Here is a 19,191-nt window from a genome sequence, read left to right on the forward strand (position 1 = left end):
GTGTCAGATGGGCGACCAATCGGGCGCTTCGTCCTCGTCCTCGACCTCCTCGGCCTGGGTTTCGGTCGTCGTTCGGTCGGGCAAATAGCTGAGCACGCCGTCGAGCAGTTCCTCGATACCTTCCCCGGTCGCGCCACTGATAGCGAAGACCTTTTCCGCACCCGCGGCGAGCAGTTCGTCTGCAAAAGCTTCGCCCAGTTCCTCGTCGGCGAGATCAAGCTTGTTCAGCGCGACCAGCTGCGGCTTGTCAGCGAGACCAGCGCCATACGCCTCGAGCTCGGCATTGACCGTGCGGTAGGCATCGGCCGGGTCCTGCCCGGCGATGTCGATGAGGTGGATAAGCACGCGGCAGCGCTCGATATGGCCGAGGAAGCGATCGCCGATGCCCGCGCCTTCAGCGGCACCTTCGATCAGGCCGGGAATGTCTGCCAACACGAACTCGCGGCCCTTGTGGCGCACCACGCCAAGCTTCGGCACGAGCGTGGTAAAGGCATAGGCGCCAACCTTGGCTTTGGCGTTCGTGACCTGGTTGATGAATGTGCTCTTGCCCGCATTGGGCAGACCGAGAAGGCCTACATCGGCGAGCAGCTTCAGACGCAGCCAGACCCACATTTCCTCGCCCGGTTCGCCCGGCTGGTGCTGGCGCGGCGCGCGGTTGGTGGAGCTCTTGTAGCTGGCGTTGCCTCGCCCGCCCATTCCGCCTTCGAGGAAGACGACTTCCTGTCCGATTTCGGTGAAGTCGGCGAGAACTTCCTCCTTGTCTTCGGACAGGACCTGCGTGCCCACCGGCACATCGATAATCAGGTCGGGGGCACCTGCGCCGGTGCGGTCCTTGCCCATGCCGTGCTGGCCGCGCTGGGCCTTGAAGTGCTGCGCGTAACGAAAATCGATCAGGGTGTTGAGACCCTGCACTGCTCGGAAGACAATATCGCCGCCCTTGCCGCCGTTGCCGCCGTCAGGTCCGCCGTATTCGATATACTTCTCGCGCCGGAAGCTGACGGCCCCTGGGCCGCCTGCGCCGGATTTCAGATAGATCTTGGCCTGGTCGAGGAAATGCATGGGCCAGCGCCCTAATCGCTTTTGCAGCGATTGGCGAGCGTCTGGCGTAAGCTGTGCGTATTGGCCGTCCTAGAGGACGAAATCTGCCGCGGTCAGGTCGACAGGCTGGTCGCTCTGGATCTGGATGATGAAATCGGCAACGCCGTCACCGTCAGTATCGCCCTCGACGAACGCATTGCCGTTGAACACGAAGGAGCGGAGCTCGCCTGCAGTGCTCGTGAAGTCGGCCGTTCCGAGGAAGGTAAACGCGTCATCCGCACCGCCTGCAATCGCATCGATGGCAGAGAGGTCGATGAGATCGCCTTCTGCCTGGTTGAAATCGGTAATGACGTCGGCATTGCCCATCCAGCGGCCCGTATGTCCGGTCTCGAACAGGAATGTGTCGGCGCCGGTGCCGCCCGTAAGCGTATCCATGCTCCAGCTGCCGATCAGCACGTCGTTGCCATCGCCGCCGACAAGCACGTCGTTCTGACCGCCGCCGTGCAGCAGGTCGTTGCCGATCCCGCCGTCGAGAAAGTCCTCGCCGCTCGAACCGACCAGCTGGTCGTCGCCTGCTTCGCCGAAGAGCTGGTCAGCGCCTGCCTGGCCGTTGAGCAGGTCGTTTTCGGTCCCACCCCAGGCGAAATCGTCGCCATTGCCCAGGTAGGCGCGGTCGGTGCCACCGCCGCCATAGACGGTGTCGCTACCGTCGCCGGCCTTGAACAGGTCGCCACCGTTATCGCCGGTCAGGATATCGTCGCCCGCACCCCCGTTGAGCTGGTCCCAGCCCGGGCCGCCAATCATGATATCGTTGCCGTCCTGGCCGAACAGCAAGTCCGAACCGCCGCCACCGCCACCGTCGATCAGGTCGTCTCCGAGGCCGCCGTAGATCAGGTTGACGTAGATGTCGCCGGTCAGCGTATCGGCGAAAGCCGACCCGATCAGGTTTTCAAGGTTGGAAAGCGTGTCGATGCCTGCGCCGACCGTGTCCTGCGCAGTGGTGATCGACATGTCCACGACCACACCGGCTGTAGCGGAAGCATAGCTGAGCAGGTCCGTGCCGTTGCCGCCGTCGACAATATCGTCGCCGTCGCCCCCGATGATCGTGTCCCAGCCATGTCCGGCATTGATGGTATCATTACCGGCGCCGCCTTCGATCAGGTCATTGCCCGCAGCACCGTCGATCGTGTCATTGCCATCCAATCCGAGGATCGAGTTGGCAACGTCGTTGCCGGTGATCGCGTCACTGCCAGATCCGGCCACCACGTTCTCGATCACGGTCCCGGCAGCGATCGAAACGTTGCCGATCAGGCCGCCGATATTCATGAAAGTGTTCTCGACCAGCGTGATGAGCTGGTCCTGACCATGACCCGAATAGTCGAGCGTGTCGATCCCGTCGTTGTCGACGATGGTATAGCCTACGCCGCTCATGACATTGGCATCGTAGAGATCGCCCGCCGTCGCGTTGAAGCCATAGGTGTCGTTGCCGAGCCGCGTCGATGTGCTGAGGCCATAAAGAGCCTGGATCGCAGCGATATCGGCGAGAAGCGGCGTCACCGCATCGAATTGCAAGAAGCCGAGACCGGCGAGGTAGAGGTTCGACGAATTGTCGAAGCCAGACATCACTGTGTAGGCATTGCTGTCGTTGAGGAAGACGACGTCATTCGCGTCGAACACGGGCGTTTCGCCATTGGCATAACGACCAGCATTACCGAGACCGAGTGCGTGGCCGATCTCGTGCATGATGAGCTGGCAGGCGCGCGCGGCGCCGACGCCAGTAACATCGCTGCCAAGAGTGATGACTGCGCCATCGATCGCGCCATTGGTGACGGAAAGAGCCGTGCCCGTCGATCCGCCGGTTGCAAAGCTGATTGCGCCGCCGGCCTGCTCGACGAAGGCAATGCCCGAAACATCGGTCCATGCCTGTAGCGAATTGCGCACGAGGTCGGCGGTCGCGGCGTCCAGGCCGGACAAGTCAACGGTGAGCGAGTTGGTCGCGTCGAGCGCCCATACGGCGACAGTGCCGCCCATCTCGGCGTGCCATGTCGAGGCGATATAGTTCGCCATGTCGTCGGCGCTGGCGGATTCGGGTGCGTAGGTCAGCGCAGCGCTGAGCGTATAGGCGCCCGCCTGCGACTCGTCGAAGCCACCCACGTCGATGTAGTAGGTGCCGCTGACCGGAGCCGCGAATTCCACGTAGCTGAAGAAGCCGTCGCCGAAATCGTCATTGGTCATGACGACATTGCCGTCCTGGTCGTAGACCGTGATGACGGTGTCCAGCGCAGTTCCGTCGGTGCCGGCATCGGTCCATACGGCAATCGCCTGGCCTGCCTGTACGTCGACCTGATACCAGTCGTGATCGCCGGTGAAGTCGAGCATCTCGGCAATCGTATCGCCTGCGGCAATGGTTGCCGCCGTATCGACGGAAGCGGGGATTGTGTCGCCCATGTCGACCGTGTCGAAGCTGACTTCGTAGGTTCCGGTGACACCTTCAAAGCCCTGCACGGCGATGTAGAAAACGCCGTCTGTGTCGGGGGTGTAGAGCAAGGAGGAGAACAGTGTCCCGCTGGCATCGTCATTGCCGGTGATCAGCGTGCCGTTGGCATCATAGAGTGCCAGGACGGTATCGGTGATCGCGCCTGTTGCGCCGGGAGCAGTGTCGAACTGGTAGGTCGTCCCGGCAGTCAGGTCGACGCGGATCCAATCGCTGTCGAGCGCGCTCGTGATTTCGCTGGCGAGCGTGTCGCCAGCGATCAGCGTCGCAGTGGTCGTGGTGTCGCCGGCAATGTCGACAGGGCGGTTGCCGCCGCCATTGCCGTTCCCGCCGCCGGTCGTGCCGCCGCCGTTACCGTTTCCGTTGCCACCGCCATTGCCGCCACCACCAGCATTGCCGTTGGTGCCGCCATTGCCATTCGTACCGCCATTGCCGTTGATCGCGCCATTGCCGTTGCCGCCAGCATTGCCATTGCCGCCGCCGTTCCCGCCGCCGTTACCATTGCCGCCGCCGTTGCCGTTACCATTGCCGCCGCCCGACGCATCGCCGGACACCAGAGTGCCCGGGTCGAATACCTTCTGCTGCTTAGCCAATGCCATTGCGCAATCCGTCCTTCATTGCCGTTGCCGGCGGTGATCTCCTGACCGGTCGGATCGCGCATTCCAGGTAGAATCACCTATGGCGCGCGAAACCAATGGTCCTCGTCACCATCCGTAATGCCGCCAAATTCTTAACGAGGTGCTACGGAAATGCCCGTTTTGGGCGAAAAATGCCCCTTTTTTCACGGATTTACGTCGAACTATGGTTAACGTGACCTTGCCTTCGCTGCGGATATGAGGATCGAGGCCCGAGGCGGTGCCCGGGTGAGGGGACCGAATCGCACGAGCACACGCGCCTTTCACCTTTGCGTAACGCTCAGTCCCGGCGGTTCTAGGCTGGAATTCTTGACACAACCCCTATTTGTTCTCCACATGTTCGCACTCAAGTATGAAGAGGATGAGTCGATGCATTCCGATTTTACCTACCAACCGGTCTATGATGGGGCGGGATGCCAGCTGGCTGTCACCATCCTTGGCGATCGTGCCGCGGAGCGTGACGAGATGCAGGACGATGCCTTGGCCGCAGGTTTCCGGGTTCTCGAATGCTGTAGCCTCGAAGAGTTTGCGAGCGGATCTAGCGAGGCGCTGGGCGATCTCGTGCTGGTCGATTGCATAGTGACGGATGCGGCGACTACCGCGATCCTTTCCCGGCTGGACATGCGCGCGGGTAAGTCCGGTGCGCAGATGGTCGTGTCGACCTCCATGGCGGCTCTCGACACCGTCTTCGGTTGCTTTGCGATGTCGGGTGCGCAGATCCTGGTCGATGCGCGCAGGGCCGACCGTGTGATCGCGATGGGGCAGGTGCTGGCGCATGTACCTAACCTTCGCCTGCGCGAGCTCGCCGAAGAGGACCGGCTGATGCTTCTGCGCCTTACCGAACAGGTGGGCGAGATCGCGCAACGGCTGGAAGGCCTCTCACCCGGCCAGCGCGAAGGAGGAGGGGCTTTCCGCCTCGAAGCACCGACGCAGCAATGGCGCGGCAGCGACGAAGGGTATGTGGTCAAACGCGGCGAAGCTGCACCGCGCTTGCCATCAGGGGCTGCGATCCGGGACATGATCCGCCAGCGCCAGACGCGTGCGGAGTTTTTCGATGCCCAGCTGTTCTCCGATCCCGCGTGGGACATATTGCTCGATCTTGCGGCGTCACGGGCAGAGAGGCGGCAGGTGTGCGTAACCTCCCTCTGCATAGCTGCGGCAGTTCCGGCGACCACGGCGCTGCGCTGGATTTCGCAAATGGTCGAGGCAAACCTTCTCGTACGCATTCCCGATCCGCACGATCGGCGCCGGGCACATATTGCGCTGGCCGATGCTACGGCCGACCTGATGGCCCGTTATTTCCAGGCCATTGGCGTGGTCGAGCAGAGCGCTGCGATCCCGGCCTAGTCCGCGTTTCTCAGGATCAGGGTCAGGCCTTCACCCGGCTTCCCTTCGGGGAGTTCGGCACGCGCGGCGTCCGCTCGCGCCCTCACGAGTATCGCTTCGGACACCTCCGGATCGTGCAGCACGGTGTCGGCCATGCCGAGAAGCCGCGCCTGCCCGAGCGTAAGATCATCGGGCTCGTCGCTGCGCAGGACGATCTCCACGGTCTGATCCGATACCTGTCCGGCATCCCCATCGAGCCAGCTTTCCACCTTGTCGCTCGATCCCGCGTCCAGCACGTCGAGGGGGCCGCCTTGTCCTAGCGCCTCGTCGATCGCGCGCCGCCGCTGGTCCATTTCCGGGAATTTCTCACGCATGCGTTCGCGAAGGCCTGCCAGCTTGCGGGCAAGCTCGCCCAGCGATTGCGGAATCAGCGCCTCGAGCCGCAGCCGCAAATGCTTGGCGAGGCCCGCCGATGCGCCACCCGTGCTGACTGCCACCAGTACGGGATCGCGGTCCAGGACGCTGGGCAGGGTGAAGTCGCACAGGTCGGGCCTGTCGGCCACATTGACCAGCAGGCCGGCGCGTTTGAGGCGCAGCGCAGCCTGTTCAGCGGCGCGTTCGTCTTCCAGCGCCACGAAGCCAAGCCGGGCATGGTGGATTTCTGTCTCGGCGCAGGGAATGCCTCCCGCGCGCTCGATGAGCCGCTTCTTCGCGTCGGCCATCGCGCCATCCCCGACCACGACCACGCGGGTCTGCGCGATGCGGTGGAAGAGCGGTAGCGAGTGCATCAGCCTTCAAGCCAGTCGGGCACGCGTTCGGCATCCATGATCGCACCGGCCGCGATCCTGTCTGCCACCACCGCATGCTTGTCGCCGTCGACCAGCACTTCGGCCACGAAGCCGCGCGAGTTGTAGCTCGACGCCATGGTCGCACCGTAGGCCCCTGCCGTGCGGAAAATGGCGAGATCGCCCGCCACCAGCACGTCGCATTCGCGGTCCATGGCGAAGGTATCTCCGGTCTCGCATATCGGCCCGACGATATGGGAGATGGCCTTTTCACCGGTTGGCTCGACCGCGTCGAAATCATGCCATGCTCCGTACATCGCGGGCCGAGCGAGGTCGTTCATCGCGGCATCGACGACAACGAAAGGCCGCTCGATCCCCCGTTTGACGCGAATGACACGGGTCAACAGCACGCCCGCATTGCCTGCGATGACGCGGCCCGGTTCGAACATCAGCTGCACGTCCCAATCCCGGGTGACCCGCGCCACCATCTCACCATATTCTGCGGGTGCGGGCAGCTGCTCGCCTGCCTTGTAGGGCACACCAAGGCCACCACCGAGATCGGCATGGGTGACCTGGCAGCCCGACGCGCGCAGGCTGTCGATCAGCGATCCGACCTTCTCGAAAGCCGCTTCCAGCGGTGTGAGATCGGCCAGTTGGCTGCCGATATGGACCGCGATGCCGCGCATATCGACCCCGTCCTCCTCGGCCAGCGCGGCGTAGATTTCCTGCGCCCGGTCGAACGGCACGCCGAACTTGTTCTCCCGCTTGCCGGTGGAAATCTTCTCATGCGTGCGCGCATCGACATCCGGATTGACCCGCAATGCGCATGCCGCACGCTTGCCGAAGCGTCGGGCGATGGCGGCGAGTTCGTAGCCTTCTTCCTCGCTCTCGATATTGAATTGCCCGATGCCGGATTCGAGCCCCTGCTGAAGCTCGGCGTGCGTTTTCCCGACACCGGAGAAGACGATATCCTCCGGTTTCATCCCGGCAGCGAGCGCGCGGGTGAGTTCGCCTCCCGAGACGACATCGGCGCCATAGCCCTCGTTCGCCAGCACGCGCAGCACCGCAAGGTTGGGATTGGCCTTCACCGCAAAGGCGATATGCGGGTCTTTCAGTCCCGAGAGCGCATTGCGGAACACGCGGGCGTGGCGCACCAGCGTGGCACGCGAATAGACATAGACGGGCGTGCCGTATTCTTCGGCAATCGCCGGGAGAGGGACATCTTCGGCATGGAGGATGCCGTCACGAAGCTGGAAGTGATCCATGTCCGTGCCTCTGCCCAATCGGGCGCCGCGTGTCTAACAAGCAGTCCTTTGCCCGCTGCAACTCACTCGGGTGGCAGGTCGAAGGGATCGTCTTCGCGCTCTTCGCTTCGGGTACGCAGCTCGACCGAGCGATCGGGCGCCGCCTGCGAATCGAGCGCCAGCAATTCCCGCGCGTCCGGCTGCACCTCGGCGCCGTAGGGGCGGGGTGGCAGTTCTTGTCCGGCCAGCGGTTCAAGGTCCGCCTTTTGCCCGCAAGCGGCTAGCGCGGTGCAGACAAGCAAGAGAGCGGGAATGCGCATCAATCCTCCATGCCCAGCCGGTTGCGGGCTTCGCGAACCTGTTCCCTAACACGGATCGGCGCGGTCCCGCCATAGGACGTGCGGGCGGCAACCGAAGCCTCCACCGAAAGCACATCGAACACGCGCTCGTCGATCCGGCTGTCGATGGACCGCAACTGCTCCAGCGTCAGTCCATCGAGCGCGACGCCCTTCTCATCGGCCAGCTTCACGGCCGCCCCGGTGATGTGGTGCGCCTCGCGGAAGGGGATGTCGGCCTGCCGGACGAGCCAGTCGGCAAGGTCGGTGGCGGTCGCGTGCCCAGCCTCGGCCGCCTTGCGCATGCGTGTAGTATCGAATGCGCTTTGCGCGACCATTCCCTCCATCGCGGCAAGGCACAGGTCGAGCAGTCCCGCGGCTTCGAACACCGGGGGTTTGTCGTCCTGCATGTCCTTGGAATAGGCGAGTGGAAGGCCCTTCATGCTGACAGACAGGGCTGTCATACAGCCGATGATGCGGCCCGCATGCCCACGGACCAGTTCGGCCGCATCCGGGTTCTTCTTCTGCGGCATGATCGAGCTGCCGGTCGACAGCGCGTCGGGCAGCTTGATGAAGCCGAAAGGCTGGCTGGCCCAGAGGATCATTTCCTCGGCAAGCCGCGAAAGGTGGATTGCGCAAGTGCTGGCCGCCTGAAGGTAGTCGAGCGCGAAGTCGCGATCGGACACGGCATCGAGGCTGTTACGTGTCGGCCTTTCGAAGCCGAGCGCTTCGGCTGTCATGTCGCGATCGATATCGAAGCCAGTCCCGGCAAGCGCAGCACTGCCGAGCGGGCACTCGTTCAGCCTGCGGCTTGCCGCTGCGAAGCGGTCACGATCGCGTTCGAACATTTCGAAATAGGCGAGCAGATGATGGCCCAATGTGACCGGCTGTGCAGTCTGCAAGTGTGTGAAACCAGGCATGACGCTTTCGGCATGTTCTTCCGCCCGCGTCACCAGTGCTTGCATCAGCAGGCCAAGGCCATGCTCGGCGCGCGCGATGGCCTCGCGCACCCACATGCGAAAATCGGTCGCCACTTGGTCGTTGCGGCTACGCGCGGTGTGGAGACGACCGGCGGCCGGGCCGACAATCTCGGTGAGGCGCGATTCCACGGTCATGTGGATGTCCTCGAGGTCCCAGTCCTCGGGCACACCGTCGCGTTCGTATTCTGCAGCGATCTTTTGCAGGCCCTCGTCGATCGCCTGCGCGTCGGCCTCGCTGACGATGCCCTGCTTTGCCAGCATCGCGACATGGGCGCGGCTGCCCGCGATGTCTTGCCGCCACAGCGCCTTGTCGAACGGGATAGAGGCGTTGATTTCGCGCATGATCGCGCTAGGTCCTTCGGCGAACCTGCCGCCCCACATACTGTTGGAGCCCGATGTGTCCCGCTTGTCGCTCACGCTGATCTGTGTCCTCGGCCTTGCTGTCGCTGCCTGCGATAGGAGCGCGCCCGATGAGGCGCAAGAAAGCGGTGCTTCAGCTACGCCAAGCGGCCAGATCGATCGGTCCATGGCGGGCGAACTCCTTCCCGCCACCAATGTCCGCAATCTCGAGGGACGCGAACTCAATCTCGGCGCGCTCCAGGGGGAGCCGGTGCTGCTCAATCTCTGGGCCACCTGGTGTGCTCCCTGCGTCAAGGAAATGCCTATGCTTGACGAGCTTGCAACGGATTATGCTGGGCGCCTGCGGGTGGTCACTGTCAGTCAGGACATGGGGGATACGGATCGAGTTGCGGAGTTCTTCGCTCAAGGGAACTACGAGAACCTGCCCACATGGATCGAGTCCGAGGCTGAGCTGGGTTTCGCCCTCGGCGGCGGGGTATTGCCGACCACGGTCCTCTATGATGCGCGAGGGCAGGAAATCTGGCGCGTCACGGGAGATTACGACTGGTCGAGCGAAGAGGCGCGCGCGGCAATTGACGAGGCGCTCGAGAGCGGGCCTGCTTGAAGCATTGCCTGCCCGGGCCGATATAGGGACCATGACTGATGCGCATATCGAACAGGCCACGGATCTTGTCGAAGCTGCACAGGCCGACAAGACCCTGAGGCCGACCATCGCTGCCTTCTTCGACGAGGCGACCAATACCGTAAGCTACGTTGTCAGCGACCCGGCGACGAGCCGTGCTGCAATTGTCGATTCCGTCCTCGACTATGATGCCGCATCGGGCCGGACCGACGAACGATCGGCGAACCTCATTCTCGATTATGTTCGCGAGAACGATCTGGCGGTCGACTGGCATATCGAAACGCATGCCCATGCCGACCATCTTTCTGCCGCCCCCTACCTGCAGGACAAGGTGGGCGGGAAGCTCGCCATCGGCAGCGGCATCATTCGGGTGCAGGAAGTCTTCGGGAAGATTTTCAACGCCGGATCGGAATTCGAGCGGGACGGCTCGCAATTCGACCGGCTCTTCGAGGACGGTGAGCGGTTCGAGATCGGTTCGCTCAAAGGCATGGCTCTCCATGTGCCGGGACATACGCCCGCCGACATGGCTTTCATCGTCGGCGACGCCGCTTTCATAGGCGACACGATGTTCATGCCAGACTTCGGGACGGCACGAGCCGATTTTCCCGGCGGCGATGCGCGGGCCCTGTTCCGGTCGATCCGCCGCCTCCTCACCCTGCCGCGCGATACGCGCCTGTTCCTGTGCCATGATTACAAGGCCCCCGGGCGAGAGGATTATGCGTGGGAGACGACCGTCGGCCTGCAGCGCGATCACAATGTCCATGTGAAGGACGGGACAAGCGAAGACGAATTCGTTGCCATGCGAGAGACGCGCGACGCACAGCTCGCCATGCCGCAGCTCATCATGCCGTCGGTGCAGGTGAACATCCGCGGTGGCCGCTTGCCGGAGCCTGAGGACAATGGCGTATCTTACATCAAAATCCCGGTGAACACCCTATGATTGCAGAGTATTTTCCCGATGCCATGCCGCTGCAGGGTCTGATCGGCGGTGCTCTTATCGGACTGGCGGCTGCCGTATTTCTGATAGGGAGCGGGCGGATTGCAGGCATCTCGGGCCTGTTCGCCCGGTCCACGCTGGCAGGCAGTTTCGACCTGTCTGCGCTTCTCTTCACTGTCTCGCTGGTCGGGGGCGCTGCATTGGTCAGTCTCTTCGGTGGCGGTGTTGCGCAAACCTTCCCCGATCACTGGGGCTATCTGGTGGCCGGTGGACTGGTGGTCGGATTCGGGACCCGGCTCGGCAGCGGCTGCACTTCGGGACATGGCGTGTGCGGCATGTCGCGGCTTTCGAAGCGATCGATCACCGCGACGGTGAGCTTCATGGCGGCAGGCATGGCGACAGTGCTCGCCATGCGCGCGCTCGGGCTGGAGTGGATGTGATGGGCAAATTCTACCCGATCCTGTCCGGCCTGCTGTTCGGCGCCGGTCTTGCCATCTCCGGCATGATGGACCCGCTACGTGTGCGCGGTTTCCTCGACATCTTCGGTGCCTGGGACCCGACGCTTGCATTCGTCATGGGTGGTGCGCTGCTGGTGATGGCGTTGGCCTGGCTAATCCAGCGACGCATGGAACGCTCGCTCGATGGCAGCACTTTCGACCTTCCCGGGACCAGACTCATTGATACGCGCCTGATTGCCGGCTCCGCGATGTTCGGGATCGGCTGGGGAATTGCCGGCCTGTGTCCGGGACCTGCCATCGCTTCCCTCGCCACCAGCTTCGTGCCTGCAATTGTGTTTGTGGCCGCAATGCTGGCAGGCATGGCGCTGTTCCGCGTCACCCTGGGCCGGAACTGATTTGATCGACGTTACCTACTGGATATCCGGCGCGCTTTCGGGCGGCCTCGTCGGCTTCGTGCTCGGCCTGATCGGTGGTGGCGGTTCCATCCTCGCTGTTCCGCTGATGGTATACGTCGTCGGCGTTTCGAGCCCGCATGTCGCCATCGGCACGAGCGCGTTGGCGGTTGCTGCCAATGCCTTTGCGGGCCTCGTCAATCACGCCCGGGCACAGACGGTGAAATGGAAATGCGGCCTCGTTTTCGCGGCGGCGGGCATGCTCGGCGCGCTGGGAGGCTCGACGCTGGGCAAGAGCTTCGATGGGCAGAAGCTGCTCTTCTTGTTTGCGCTCCTGATGATCGTGGTCGGCGCCCTCATGCTGCGCAAATCCGGAAGGCGGAGCAATGCGCACGTTGTCCTGGATCGCAAGAATGCACCCAAGCTTGGCATCTTCGGACTGGTAGCAGGCGCGGTCTCGGGCTTCTTCGGAATCGGCGGTGGCTTCCTGATCTTGCCCGGGCTGATCGCTGCAACGCGAATGCCGATGATCAATGCCGTGGGCACGAGCCTCGTCGCCGTGTCCGCTTTTGGGATCACGACTGCCGCGAATTACGCCTTGTCCGGCTATGTCGACTGGCTGCTGGCAGGCGTATTCGTTGCAGGCGGCGTGCTCGGCAGCCTTGTCGGCACGCAGCTGGCGAGAAAGCTCTCGAGCACCGGGGCGCTGACCAAGATCTTTGCCGGCGTGATCTTCGTAACCGCCGCCTACATGCTGTGGCAAAGCTGGCTGGCGATGTAGAGAAACCCGGAAAACTGGTGGGCGATGACGGGCTCGAACCGCCGACCCTCTCGGTGTAAACGAGATGCTCTACCAACTGAGCTAATCGCCCCAACCAACGTCGGGTGAAGCGCCACATAGCGTGCGTGACGCGAAAATCAATTGCCGCTATCGCTCCCGCCCATGACGAAGCTCACAGTCCTCGCCACGGGTGGCACCATCGCAGGGATAGCCGGCTCGGCAATCGCCAAGGATTATCGCGCGGGCGAGATCGGGATCGAGGACTATCTCGAGAAAGTGGGCGGCCTCGGATTGGAGGCTGAGCTTTCGGGCAAGCAGATCGCCAATATCGATTCGGCGGACATCGGTCATGAGGTCTGGAACGCGCTCCATCCCGCCATCATGGAAGCCATCGCCGATCCCGAATGTGGGGGCGTTGTCATCACGCATGGCACCGACACGCTGGAGGAAACGGCCTTCCTGCTCGACCTCACGCTTCCAGCGGAGAAGCCCGTGGTCATAGTTGGTGCGATGCGTCCTGCCGATGCAGTGGGCTACGACGGCCTCAGGAATTTCGCCAATGCCGTGCGGGTCGCGAGCGATGCCGAAGCGGCAGGTCGCGGCGTGCTGGTGGTGATGGGCGACCGTGTCTTCGCCGCGCGCGATGTGCGCAAGGTGCGCACCCGCGGGACAGAGGCCTTTCGCGGCTTCCCGCGTGAATCGATCGGCCTCGTCACGCCAGCCAGCCTCGAATGGTTCGGCGCGCCGTGGCGATCAGGCGGCAGCGCAAGCTTCGACTGGTGCGACAAGCTCCCAGAGGTCGTGATCGTCTATGCCTATGCCGGTTTCGATGCGGCGGGCGTCGAACGGCAGGTCGGCGAGAAGACGCGCGGCATCGTGGTAGCGGGCGTGGGCGAGGGCAACATGTCCGAAAGCGCGAGGGCGGCGCTGGTCGCGCAGGCGAAGCGAGGCATTCCTGTGGTGCGCGCAAGCAGGGCAGACGAGGGACTGGTCGACCGTGAGCCTGAAGATACGGATAACGGTTTTGTCGCCGCGCGTGCGCTCAATCCGCAGAAATCGCGCATCCTGTTGCAGTTGCTTCTGGCGGGCGGGATCACGGACCCCGCCGCCATTCAGAAGGCCTTCGACGGCCGTTAGGCTCAGCCGTGCGGCGTGACGAGATATTTCTCGCCCGTCTTCATCTGGCGATAATCGAGGATCGCATCCTTGGTCAGCATGCCTTCCAGGTCGACCTTGGTCTTGTAGCTGCTCGCGAATGTGGTGGTGAGGTTCTGCAACACGCGGGTGCGCATCCGCATTACCGTCTCCATTCCGGCAGTCTGCAGGAACGGGGTCAGCAGCCAGCCGGATAGCGTCCAGCCGAAGCCATAGGCGGGGGTAAGGATCGTCGGTCCGAAGTCGAGGCGACCGTAGATGAACATGCGCTTTGCCTGGTTCGAGCCATAGCGCGAATATTCGGTCATCTTCGACACCGCGACTTGCTCCATCGCCTTAAAGCAGCTGTCGACCATCTGGCCGCCGCCGATGGGATCGAAGCCGTAGAAGGCGTCGGTCTCGTCGATGGCGCTGCGCAGCTGGTCCATGAAGTCGTCATCGGATGAATTCACGACGTGCTTCGCACCCTGCGACTTCAGCAGCTCGGCCTGATCGTCTTTGCGTACGATATTGACCAGATCCATGCCGTCTTCGAGGCAGATGCGGTTGAGCATCTGGCCAAGGTTCGAGGCGCCGACCGTGTGGAGGATCGCCTTCTGGCCGTCCATCTTGGCATTCTCGACAAAGCCGAGCGCGGTCATCGGGTTGACGAAGCTCGATGCGCCCGCCTCGCTGCTGTGATCGCCCAGAGGCAGGCACATGGCGGCATCGGCAACGGCATACTGGCTGAAGGCATTGCCCGGCACGCAGGCGACGCGCTGGCCCATCAGGGCCTTGGCCATGTCGCTATCACCCGTGGCGATGACGGTTCCCGCGCCTTCGTTACCGGCAGGCAATTTCTGCCCGTGGCGCGATTTCTGGCCCGAATTGAAGGGTTCGGGCATCTTCGCCACGACCTTGCCCGGCGAGTATTCCGCGTTTTCGAAATCGGCCGCGCTGGTTAGGATCGCGAGGTCCGAAGGGTTGATCGGCGCCGCCTCCATCTTGACCAGCACCTGGTTGCCGGTCGGCTCGGGAAAGGTGACGTCCTCGACGCTGAGAGTGAGCGTGCCGTCGCTGGTAAGCGTGGTGAAAAGCTGCTTGCCGGTGGTCATCCTGTTCCCTTTCGTTGCGGTTCGAAACCTGTTTGTGGGCCTCGCTACGCCTCGAAATGGGAATTGGCTAGGGTGCCGTTACGTCAGGCCTCTTCGGGATAGGTGGCGGCGACGAAATAGAGCCCGTGCGGCGGGGCGTTGAGGCCGAGCGCCTGCCGGTCCCTTGCTTCGAGCGCCTCGGCCACCTGTTCCTCCCGCCAACGGCCCATGCCCACCAGCGCGAGACAGCCGACCATCGAGCGGACCTGGTGGTGGAGGAAGCTGCGCGCGGCGGCGTGGATGCGGACCTCGTCGCCTTCACGCTCGACATCGAGCCGGTCGAGCGTCTTCTCTGGGCTCTGCGCCTGGCACTGGACTGAACGGAAAGTGGTGAAGTCGTGCAAGCCGACCAGCGCCTTGGCTGCTCGGTCCATGGCCTCGTGGTCGAGTTCCTGGGGAACCTGCCAGAGACGATTGCGGTCGAGCGTCAGCGGCGCGCGGCGGTTGGCGATGCGGTAGACATAGCTTCTCCCGGTGCAGGAGAAGCGCGCATGCCAGCCGTCGGGCACGACCTTGCAATGCGTGACTGCGATCGGATCGGGGCGGAGTTGCGCATTCAGCGCCTCCATGAGGCGGAAGGACGCGATGTCCTTCTCGATATCCATATGGCTGCGCATGGCGAGGGCATGGACGCCAGTGTCGGTCCTGCCCGCGCTGTGAAGGCGCACTTCCTCGCCCGCAACGCGAAACGCGGCCTCCTCGAGCGATTGCTGCACGCTCGGTCCGTTGTCCTGCCGCTGCAGGCCGAAGAACGGTGTGCCGTCGAATTCTATGGTGAGCGCGAAGCGGGTCACGAAAAACGCGCGCCCTTCTCGACCGTGTTCCCGCGCAGAAACTCGCCTCGGTCCATTGCGGGCTTGCCGGCGCGCTGGAGGCGGACGGGACGAATGGCGCCCTCTCCGCATGCGATGGCGAGGTCGTCGTCCAGTACCGTGCCGGGTTCGCCCGAGCCCTCGGCCAGTTCGGCGCGCAGCAGTTTCACACGCACACCGTCCATCTCGAACCATGCGCCGGGGAAGGGCGAGAGACCGTGGATCTGCCGCACCACTTCTTCGGCGGGGCGTGACCAGCTGATCCGCGCCTCGGCCTTGTCGATTTTCTTCGCGTAGGTGGCCGCCTCGTGGTCCTGCTCGACCGGGTGAAGCGCGTCGAGATCGATCAGCGTGCCGACCATCAATTGCGCGCCCAGCTCGGCCAATTCCTCGGTCAGTTCGCCGGTGGTCTTGTCCTCGACCGGCGTGCGCACGGTGGCGAGCATGGGGCCGGTGTCGAGCCCTGCTTCCATCTGCATGATGGTGACGCCGGTCACCTCGTCTCCCGCCATGATCGAGCGATGGATCGGTGCCGCGCCGCGCCAGTCTGGCAGGAGCGAGGCATGGACGTTGAGGCAGCCGCGCTTCGGTGCATCAAGGATCGCCTGCGGCAGGATCAGTCCGTAGGCGGCGACCACACCGATATCGGCATCGAGCGCAGCGAACCTCTCCTGTTCCTCGGCAGATTTGAGCGAAGTCGGGTGGCGCACTTCGATGCCGAGCCTCGCGGCCAGCTGGTGCACGGGCGTCCTGGTCAATTCCTTGCCGCGACGCCCGCCGGGACGGGGCGGCTGGGTGTAAACGCACACCACTTCATGCGCGGCATCGACCAGCGCCTGAAGTGTGGGGACCGCGAAATCGGGCGTTCCCATGAACACAATTCGCACCTATCACCTCCGTTCGCCCTGAGCTTGTCGAAGGGCCGCACTTTTCTTCTGGTGCGGCGCTATAAGGAAGTACGGGGCTTCGACAAGCTCAGCCCGAACGGATTTCTAGCAAAGCGCGATGGCCTCACAGGAAATCGAAACTCTCGCATCGGCTCTTGCACGCCTCCCCGGCCTCGGCCCGCGCAGCGCGCGGCGTGCCGTCCTGTGGCTGGTGAAGCGCCGCGAGAGCGCTCTCCCCGCGCTGCTGGAAGCGCTGGCCACGGTGGGCGAGGCACTGGTCGAGTGCGAGACCTGCGGCAATGTCGACACGACCAACCCCTGCGGCATCTGCGCCGACCCACGTCGCGACGGCAAGGGGTTGTGCGTAGTGGAGGACGTGGCCGATCTCTGGGCGCTGGACCGCGCGAAGCTGTTCACCGGCAAGTACCATGTGCTCGGAGGCAAGCTCTCCGCGCTCGACGGCGTGCGGCCCGAGGATCTGAATATTGCTAACCTCCTTTCGCGGGTGGAGGAGGGCGGGGTGGATGAAGTCGTCCTCGCCATGAACGCCACGCTCGAAGGCCAGACAACCGCGCATTACCTGGCAGAGCGGCTGGAAGACTTCCCCGTGCGCATCACACAGCTGGCCCATGGCCTGCCCGTTGGTGGCGAGCTCGATTACCTCGACGAAGGCACTCTGGCGCAGGCCCTGCGGGCGCGCAGACCGCTGAGCTAATCGATCAGACTGACCGCCCTAAGTGGATTGAACTGGCCGCATTCCGCGCCTATCTGACCCTCCATGGCTATCCGTGAAATTCTCGAAGTGCCGGACCCCCGGCTCAAGGTCGTGTCCGAACCGGTTACCGAGTTCGACGATAAACTGCGTGAACTCGTCTCAGACATGTTCGAAACCATGTATGACGCGCCCGGCATCGGCCTAGCCGCGATCCAGGTCGGCGTGCCCAAGCGCGTGCTGGTGATCGACCTCCAGCCCGAGGACGAGGATGCCGAGGGCGAGGTCTGCAACCACGGCGGCCACGAGCACGTCCATTATCCGACGAAGAAGGAACCGCGGGTCTTCGTAAATCCCGAAATCCTCGATCCGGCGGAAGAACTGGCGACCTACCAGGAAGGCTGCCTCTCGGTCCCCGACATCTTCGCTGATGTCGACCGTCCGGCCACCTGCCGCGTGCGATACCAGGACCTCGAGGGCGAAACGCACGAGGAAGACCTCGACGGGCTGATGGCGACCTGCCTGCAGCACGAGATGGACCACCTCGAAGGCATCCTCTTCATCGACCACCTTTCGCGCCTGAAGCGCAACATGGCGCTGAAGAAGCTGAAGAAACTGCGCGAGGCGGCGTAAGCCTCCGAAACGGTTGAAATTGGTGAAAGCGCTCTAGCGTTCCCTCTCCGTTCCGCCTAATGTGGCGGGATGGATCCAATGCTTTTCATCCTCATCGCACTGTTTGTCGGCCTCCTTTTCGGGGGGCTGGCCGGATGGTTTCTTGGTTCGCGTCCTGCAGCCGACTGGCAGGCACGCCATGCCGAACGCGACGCAGAAGCGAAGGACCTTGCAGAGAAGCTGTCGCGCATGGCGCCCGAACTGGCGACCATGTCCGATCGCGCTGCGCGTGCGGACGAGCTTGCAGGGAAGCTCGATGCGGCTCGTGAAGAGAATACGGCCCTGAAAGCACAGGCCGCCGGATTCGAGGAGCAGAAGCGCCTGCTCGAGGAAAGCCGTGAGAAGTTGCTCAAGGAATTCGAGAACACGGGCGCGAAGGTGCTGGGCGCGGCTCAGGAGAAGTTCCTCGCCTCGGCCAGCGAAAGGTTCGGGCATTCCGAGAAGGCGAACGAGGAAAAGCTGAAAGCGCTGCTGTCGCCGGTGGGTGAGCGTCTGGCGAAGTACGAAAAGCAGGTCGCCGAACTGGAGGAAAAGCGCACCGACGCCTTCGGCCGCCTCCACCAGCAGATCACCGAAATGCAGCGCGGACAGGAGGAGGTCCGGCGCGAGGCGCAGCGGCTGGGCAACAGCCTCACCAACGCTCCCAAGGCTCGCGGGCGCTGGGGCGAACGGGCGCTGCAGAACGTGCTCGAACAATGCGGTCTGTCCGAGCATACCGACTTCAACCTCGAACATTCGATCGATACGGACGAGGGCCGGCTACGGCCCGATGCGATCGTCAACGTGCCGGGCCAGAAGAAGCTGGTGATCGATGCGAAGGTGTCGCTCAATGCCTACCAGGCCGCTTTCGAGGCCGATGGCGACGAAGAGCGGGCGCGGCATATGGACCTGCATGCCAAGTCGATGCGGGGTCACGTCCAGACGCTCGGCAGCAAGGGCTACCAGAGCCAGTTCGACGATGCGCCCGACTATGTGGTGATGTTCGTGCCGGGCGAGCATTTCGTCTCCGCCGCGCTCGAGCATGACCCCGAATTGTGGGATTTCGCCTTCCGTAACAAGGTTTTGCTGGCAACGCCCACCAACCTCGTCGCCATCGCGCGAACCGTGGCGCAGGTCTGGCGGCAGGACACGATTGCCCGCGAAGCCGTCGAGATCGGCAAGGCGGGGGCAGAGCTTTACGACCGCCTCGCCGTGGCGGCCGAACACATGAAACGCGTCGGTGGCGGGCTGGAGACGGCGGTCAACAATTACAACAAGTTCGTCGGCAGTTTTGAACGCAATGTCCTGTCCGCAGGACGCCGCCTGCACGACAAGGGCATCGAGATCGGCAAGCGCGAGATCGAGGAAATCCCCCTGGTCGAAGCCAGTCCGCGCTACAATGCGGAGGACGTCGAGCAGATCGAGGACGGGCGCGAAGCGGCAGAATAGGCTAG

At 63.5% G+C, this 19,191-nt stretch carries 19 protein-coding genes and 1 tRNA gene; 10 read left to right on the forward strand and 10 right to left on the reverse strand.

Annotated elements, in window-relative coordinates:
• Window positions 1-3 precede the first annotated feature (3 nt).
• Window positions 4-1,059: a GTPase ObgE gene (gene obgE / locus K3146_RS00735; RefSeq protein WP_221544306.1), complete on the reverse strand. Its 1,056-nt coding sequence runs from the start codon at window positions 1,057-1,059 to the stop codon at window positions 4-6.
• Between the two features lie 69 nt (window positions 1,060-1,128).
• On the reverse strand, window positions 1,129-4,131 hold the full coding sequence (locus K3146_RS00740) for a M10 family metallopeptidase C-terminal domain-containing protein (protein WP_221544307.1): 3,003 nt from the start codon (window positions 4,129-4,131) through the stop codon (window positions 1,129-1,131).
• Window positions 4,132-4,536: 405 nt separating this feature from the next.
• Here K3146_RS00740 and K3146_RS00745 point away from each other — a divergent pair, with 405 nt between their 5' ends.
• The gene (locus K3146_RS00745; protein WP_221544308.1) at window positions 4,537-5,514 is read left to right on the forward strand and encodes a MarR family winged helix-turn-helix transcriptional regulator; all 978 of its coding nucleotides are present in this window, start codon (window positions 4,537-4,539) and stop codon (window positions 5,512-5,514) included.
• Here K3146_RS00745 and K3146_RS00750 read toward each other — a convergent pair.
• The 4 genes from K3146_RS00750 to argH all read right to left on the reverse strand — a co-directional run bounded on the left by K3146_RS00750 (window position 5,511) and on the right by argH (window position 9,218).
• Window positions 5,511-6,281 (reverse strand): precorrin-2 dehydrogenase/sirohydrochlorin ferrochelatase family protein, encoded by a 771-nt coding sequence (locus K3146_RS00750; RefSeq protein WP_221544309.1) that lies wholly within the window; start codon window positions 6,279-6,281, stop codon window positions 5,511-5,513. The two genes, K3146_RS00745 and K3146_RS00750, sit on opposite strands and share 4 nt — an antisense overlap.
• Window positions 6,281-7,543 (reverse strand): diaminopimelate decarboxylase, encoded by a 1,263-nt coding sequence (gene lysA / locus K3146_RS00755; RefSeq protein WP_221544310.1) that lies wholly within the window; start codon window positions 7,541-7,543, stop codon window positions 6,281-6,283. The genes K3146_RS00750 and lysA overlap by 1 nt, the downstream gene beginning before the upstream one ends.
• 62 nt (window positions 7,544-7,605) lie before the next feature.
• A complete protein-coding gene (gene lptM, locus K3146_RS00760; protein ID WP_221544311.1) occupies window positions 7,606-7,842 on the reverse strand; it encodes an LPS translocon maturation chaperone LptM in 237 nt (78 codons plus the stop codon).
• Entirely contained in the window at window positions 7,842-9,218 is a 1,377-nt protein-coding gene (gene argH, locus K3146_RS00765; RefSeq protein ID WP_221544312.1) for an argininosuccinate lyase, read from the reverse strand. Before argH ends, lptM begins: the two co-directional genes overlap by 1 nt.
• Before the next feature lie 16 nt (window positions 9,219-9,234).
• On the opposite strand from argH, the gene K3146_RS00770 reads away from it, so the two are divergent.
• Genes K3146_RS00770 through K3146_RS00790 form a run of 5 tightly spaced genes read left to right on the forward strand, consistent with a single transcriptional unit; the run spans window position 9,235 to window position 12,387 of the window.
• Window positions 9,235-9,801 (forward strand): TlpA family protein disulfide reductase, encoded by a 567-nt coding sequence (locus tag K3146_RS00770; protein WP_345723444.1) that lies wholly within the window; start codon window positions 9,235-9,237, stop codon window positions 9,799-9,801.
• Window positions 9,802-9,832: 31 nt separating this feature from the next.
• On the forward strand, window positions 9,833-10,759 hold the full coding sequence (locus tag K3146_RS00775) for an MBL fold metallo-hydrolase (protein WP_221544314.1): 927 nt from the start codon (window positions 9,833-9,835) through the stop codon (window positions 10,757-10,759).
• Window positions 10,756-11,196, forward strand: coding sequence for a YeeE/YedE family protein (locus K3146_RS00780; protein WP_221544315.1), 441 nt, complete (start codon window positions 10,756-10,758; stop codon window positions 11,194-11,196). The genes K3146_RS00775 and K3146_RS00780 overlap by 4 nt, the downstream gene beginning before the upstream one ends.
• Window positions 11,196-11,609 (forward strand): DUF6691 family protein, encoded by a 414-nt coding sequence (locus K3146_RS00785; RefSeq protein WP_221544316.1) that lies wholly within the window; start codon window positions 11,196-11,198, stop codon window positions 11,607-11,609. Before K3146_RS00780 ends, K3146_RS00785 begins: the two co-directional genes overlap by 1 nt.
• A gap of 1 nt (window position 11,610) precedes the next feature.
• Complete coding sequence (locus K3146_RS00790) at window positions 11,611-12,387, forward strand: sulfite exporter TauE/SafE family protein (RefSeq protein WP_247710972.1); 777 nt, start codon at window positions 11,611-11,613, stop codon at window positions 12,385-12,387.
• A gap of 15 nt (window positions 12,388-12,402) precedes the next feature.
• On the opposite strand, the gene K3146_RS00795 is transcribed toward K3146_RS00790, so the two are convergent.
• Window positions 12,403-12,478 (reverse strand) — tRNA-Val (locus K3146_RS00795).
• 71 nt (window positions 12,479-12,549) lie between these two features.
• On the opposite strand from K3146_RS00795, the gene K3146_RS00800 reads away from it, so the two are divergent.
• Window positions 12,550-13,524 (forward strand): asparaginase, encoded by a 975-nt coding sequence (locus K3146_RS00800; protein ID WP_221544317.1) that lies wholly within the window; start codon window positions 12,550-12,552, stop codon window positions 13,522-13,524.
• 2 nt (window positions 13,525-13,526) lie between these two features.
• On the opposite strand, the gene K3146_RS00805 is transcribed toward K3146_RS00800, so the two are convergent.
• From K3146_RS00805 to fmt, 3 genes are all read right to left on the reverse strand, one after another.
• Window positions 13,527-14,636 carry a zinc-binding dehydrogenase gene (locus tag K3146_RS00805; RefSeq protein WP_221544318.1) on the reverse strand — a complete coding sequence of 370 codons (1,110 nt, stop codon included), beginning with the start codon at window positions 14,634-14,636 and terminating at the stop codon, window positions 13,527-13,529.
• 83 nt (window positions 14,637-14,719) lie between these two features.
• Window positions 14,720-15,469 carry a tRNA pseudouridine(38-40) synthase TruA gene (gene truA / locus K3146_RS00810; RefSeq protein ID WP_221544319.1) on the reverse strand — a complete coding sequence of 250 codons (750 nt, stop codon included), beginning with the start codon at window positions 15,467-15,469 and terminating at the stop codon, window positions 14,720-14,722.
• Entirely contained in the window at window positions 15,466-16,374 is a 909-nt protein-coding gene (gene fmt, locus K3146_RS00815; RefSeq protein ID WP_221544320.1) for a methionyl-tRNA formyltransferase, read from the reverse strand. The genes truA and fmt overlap by 4 nt, the downstream gene beginning before the upstream one ends.
• A gap of 118 nt (window positions 16,375-16,492) precedes the next feature.
• Here fmt and recR point away from each other — a divergent pair, with 118 nt between their 5' ends.
• From recR to K3146_RS00830, 3 genes are all read left to right on the forward strand, one after another.
• Entirely contained in the window at window positions 16,493-17,089 is a 597-nt protein-coding gene (gene recR, locus K3146_RS00820; protein WP_221544321.1) for a recombination mediator RecR, read from the forward strand.
• 63 nt (window positions 17,090-17,152) lie between these two features.
• Complete coding sequence (locus K3146_RS00825) at window positions 17,153-17,719, forward strand: peptide deformylase (RefSeq protein WP_221544322.1); 567 nt, start codon at window positions 17,153-17,155, stop codon at window positions 17,717-17,719.
• Window positions 17,720-17,788: 69 nt separating this feature from the next.
• Complete coding sequence (locus K3146_RS00830; RefSeq protein ID WP_221544323.1) at window positions 17,789-19,186, forward strand: DNA recombination protein RmuC; 1,398 nt, start codon at window positions 17,789-17,791, stop codon at window positions 19,184-19,186.
• The last annotated feature ends 5 nt before the right edge of the window (window positions 19,187-19,191 follow it).

Source organism: Qipengyuania vesicularis (genome assembly GCF_019711415.1).
In the GTDB taxonomy this organism is placed as follows: domain Bacteria; phylum Pseudomonadota; class Alphaproteobacteria; order Sphingomonadales; family Sphingomonadaceae; genus Qipengyuania; species Qipengyuania vesicularis.